Below are 4,072 nucleotides of genomic sequence, written 5' to 3'. Positions count from 1 at the left end.
TCATGAAGAAGCATGGCTTAGTCTCCAGTTACACCGTCGCTCAATACAAGCCGTCTCCGAGCGCTTCAAATGAGTCACAAACAAAGAACCAACTGCAGCGTCAGTTTCAACAAGAAGAACCTTATGCCGTAGTTGTTAGCGATCTAACCGATGTACGAGTAGCAGGAAAATGGCACTACGTATGCTTATTTGTCGACCTCTTTAACCGTGAAATGATCGGCTTTAGCAGTGGACCTAGAAAGACGGCCTTGCTTGTGTACAAGGCAATTGCGAGCCTCTCTGTTCGCTTGGACCGCATTCAGATGTTTCATACCGACCGAGGCAAGGAGTTTGATAACCAGCTAATCTCCGAGGCTTTAACGGCATTTGGCGTTACCCGCTCGCTCAGCAGAAATGGCTGTCCCTATGACAACGCTGTAGCAGAAGCAACCTTTAAAATCTTCAAGACCGAGTTCGCCAACCAGACTCATTTCCAGACGGAGGAGCAACTTGCCATCGAGCTGTGTGACTACGTCCACTGGTTTAATCATCATCGCATCCGCGGTACTCTCGGCTATCTTACCCCCGTACAAGCTAGAAAAGTGCCCTCATAATTGTTGTTCAGTTTTGTGTTGACAATCCACTGTAATACCCTGCATAACAATTTTCATATTCAATTCTAATGGTGATAACAACATGATTGTAATCTTCTTCTGGCCAATTACTAATGGTCAATGCAACTTTATCCACGCTTAGGCTTAATTTTTCAGGAGCAAAATTCGGAAATATTTTTTCAAACTCTTCCGAACAATCATGCTGATAATTCATAAAAGCATTCCAAAAACCCTTTAAGCTTCTATCCTCTAATCCATTTGATAAAACCCAACTCTTCAATTGTTTTACGTCCATGTTCACTGTCCTCAATACCAACCGAATTTTGTTAATATAATCCACTTAAATTTTTCATCGTAATTCGCATTTCTTTTAAGAAATAGGTCGTGAGGCCTGCGGCATCATTCAATGCTTCAAGTCGCTTGCTACTCAATAATTGGCTATTGATTGTCATTATTTCTTCAATCAGAGCTTATGATGGTATGGGACTTTTCCTTCTTTTGCAAGGTTATCCAGCTCCGGCATCCATCATGGTCTGCCGCCTGTTCCACCTTCATGTCCTCCGCACGTATCCTCGCGGACTACGCATTATGTGTCAGCTATGTACTTCCGCCATCTCTCGGTGTACTGGAGACTTTCACTCCTTAGTCGATTACGCTGCCAAGCGTACAAGAAACCACATGGAGTTGTTACACTCACATGTGGCTCAGAACATTTACAGAAGTGAAAGGTGATCATCTTCTACTTCTCCATTGAGAGCAAACACAATTGTATAATAGCACATATATTTACCTTTATAGTGTACTCTGACCGAGATAACTATATGATTGTACCCTTCCTCGGGCCAATTCGTAATTCTCAATGAAACGGTATCAATGAATAATTCTATTTCCTTGCTGTTGAACCCATTAAAATCTTTCTCAAAATCATCTTTATGTTCTTTTTGATACATATTAAAATAATCCCAGAACCCCTTAAAGCTTCTTTCTTCTAAACTATACTTAGCTACGAATTCTTTAATGCCTTTAATATCCATCGCCGCACCTACCAAGTTGTATTTATTTGTTTTATGTCTTCCAAAATACGTAAAAACCACTTGTTTCAATTTTTCATCCCAATTACCATAAAGTCTATAGTCTCCAAATTTCGGCTCAAAACCAGAATTAGTGCTTGACCTCTCTAGGTGGAGGGGGCGCTGCGTGGCAGAGGATTCTTCCGATCGCTGTTAAAGCCCGATTCCTTGATTTCATGGAAGTTTGCAGGGGGAATCTATCTAGCCCCCAAACGAACTTGGACAACACGCCCCTTATTCCGATAGAATGAAATCAATCGGAGGGGAACGCAAGTGGAAAGAAAACGGTATGATTTAAATTTTAAGAAAATGGTGGTAGCTAAAGGCAAAGAGATTGGTAACATGACGGCTGTAGCGCGGCAGCATGAACTCGATCCGAAGATGGTGCTGCGGTGGGCGAAGCAGTTGGGGCGTAAAAATCTGGATGAGCTAGATGGATCAGCGTTGAAGCAAGCGGCTTTTATCCCTTCAGCTTCAGACTTTGCCGCCTTGGAGAAAGAGCACGAGAAGCTCAAGAAGCTTTACGCCGAGCAGGCACTGGAGAGGGAGATTCTCCGTGACCTGTTAAAAAAAACGAACCCGCACTTGCGGATAAAATAGCGATTGCGCAAACCTATATCAGGCAAGGCCATCCGATCACCCTAGTACTGCGCATCCTGGAAGTGGGCCGCTCCACGTATTATGCCCATGTGGATCAACTGGAACAATCAACTGAACAAATCCACAGGAGCGGTCGCCCCGCGCCTGGTTACTCCTATACGCAAGAAGGCAAGCGAATAAGCGATGAACAAATCTGCGAGTGGATCATGGAGCTATTGGCTGACGAATACACGTCTGTGTATGGTTATCGCAAGCTAACCAAGATGCTACGGCGTCAGCACCATCTTATGATCAACAAGAAGAAAGTCTACCGGCTATGCAAGAAGATGAATGTCCTGCGGCCACAGCGAAAGCGGAAGACCAAGCATCCGAAGCGACTGGCGAACAACAGCGTCGTCACAGGCTCAAATCAGCTGTGGGAAACCGATATTAAGTATGGTTGGGTAGAAGGTGAGCAGCGTTTCTTTTTCCTAATGAGTATCATCGATGTGTTCGACCGGGCAATTGTTTCCTATCACCATGGCCTGTCCTGTGAGGCGAAGGATCTCGTTCAGATCACGCAGGAAGCGCTCATGAAACGCCAGCTCTTTGACAAAATGATTCGGCCTGTTATGCGGTCGGACAACGGTCCGCAGTTCATCAGCCACCGGTTTGCAGCAGCCTGTGAGCAATTTCATATCGTCCATGAGCGCATACCGCCCAAGACACCAAATAAGAATGCGCATATCGAGTCTTTTCACGCCATATTGGAGTCGGAGTGTTACCAGCGTCACGCGTTTGAAAGTTACCAACAGGCGTATACGATCGTCAGCGGCTTTATTCACAACTACAACCGTCATCGTATCCATGGGAGTATTTACGACATGTCGCCCTACGAATACAGGGAAGCGATCCAGCAAGGCAGCGTAAAACCCAAAATAATCAAGGTATGATCACAGACATCTGCAAAACGTAGGAAATGCAAGCTTTTCTATGTCATCCATCGAATAAGAGGTGCAGTGTCCATAATTCGGGGGTTTAACCGCCATTTGTCCATAAAGATTTCTTGCATCTTGTAGACAAGCTGCCTTAGTTATTGGTCCAAATTCTTTTCCATGCTTTATATAATGTTTAAGTCAAGAGAGAGGTGCTAAAGATGTAGTTAAGCACAGATGCGTCCCGCTCCTCTTAAAAGCGTCGCCGCTCATATGCTACTATCGGCAATATCCGGCGGTTATAAAAAGAAACCACATGGAGTTGTTACACTCGCATGTGGTCAAATATATTTACAATATTTTGATAAGACTAAACACTATTAATATCAAGCCAAGAACCCTATAAACATATAAGGTCTTTCGAGTTAAATCCGCTTTTTTGTCCATTTTTCCCCAAGTGCTTTCATTACCATCTAGATTCTTGAAATTGAACCACCCTAACTTCCAAAAAAAACGTGGAAAAACAAATAATATTAATCCAGGAATTAAAATTATTATATATTCCATAAATTATAAAAACCCCTAATTTAATCATATCTATTTCATCGACTCTAACTAATCAATTTTCCATTATTAGTAACTACTGTAACATGTGACATATGGTCATTCTTTTTATTGTAAGATAGCAATAGTGCGGGGCAAACTTTTTGAAAGTGTGTCCCGTTTCCTGAAGCCCTTGCACCTCGTAAAAAACAGAATATCGGGTTATTATGAACATACGTATACAAATTCAGCGTCAGCGGATTATTCAATTCCCCTTCATACGTATCCTAGTTTATAAAGCGTTCAATCTCCAATAAAATGGACGGTGACTGTTTTTGTACAATCGCCGCCC

5 protein-coding genes are annotated in these 4,072 nt (G+C 42.9%); 3 read left to right on the top strand and 2 right to left on the bottom strand.

Features of this window, described 5'->3' with window-relative positions:
- Positions 1 to 593: IS3 family transposase (locus JFN88_RS22825; RefSeq protein WP_199021659.1), on the top strand; the 593-nt coding region annotated here is incomplete at its 5' end.
- A 7-nt stretch (positions 594 to 600) separates the two neighbouring features.
- On the opposite strand, the gene JFN88_RS22820 is transcribed toward JFN88_RS22825, so the two are convergent.
- Together JFN88_RS22820 and JFN88_RS22815 are read right to left on the bottom strand one after the other, a co-directional pair.
- Complete coding sequence (locus tag JFN88_RS22820) at positions 601 to 888, bottom strand: hypothetical protein (protein WP_199021658.1); 288 nt, start codon at positions 886 to 888, stop codon at positions 601 to 603.
- A 418-nt stretch (positions 889 to 1,306) separates the two neighbouring features.
- Positions 1,307 to 1,687 carry a hypothetical protein gene (locus JFN88_RS22815; protein WP_332908540.1) on the bottom strand — a complete coding sequence of 127 codons (381 nt, stop codon included), beginning with the start codon at positions 1,685 to 1,687 and terminating at the stop codon, positions 1,307 to 1,309.
- A gap of 249 nt (positions 1,688 to 1,936) precedes the next feature.
- Between JFN88_RS22815 and JFN88_RS22810 the strand changes: the two genes are divergently transcribed.
- A complete protein-coding gene (locus JFN88_RS22810; protein WP_199021657.1) occupies positions 1,937 to 2,263 on the top strand; it encodes a transposase in 327 nt (108 codons plus the stop codon).
- Positions 2,260 to 3,195 carry an IS3 family transposase gene (locus tag JFN88_RS22805; protein WP_199021660.1) on the top strand — a complete coding sequence of 312 codons (936 nt, stop codon included), beginning with the start codon at positions 2,260 to 2,262 and terminating at the stop codon, positions 3,193 to 3,195. Before JFN88_RS22810 ends, JFN88_RS22805 begins: the two co-directional genes overlap by 4 nt.
- Positions 3,196 to 4,072: the final 877 nt, after the last annotated feature.

Source organism: Paenibacillus roseus (genome assembly GCF_016424485.1).
GTDB classification, from domain to species: domain Bacteria; phylum Bacillota; class Bacilli; order Paenibacillales; family Paenibacillaceae; genus Paenibacillus_D; species Paenibacillus_D roseus.
The sequence above is the reverse complement of the archived record's forward strand: the minus strand, read 5'-3'. Positions and strand labels throughout refer to the sequence as shown.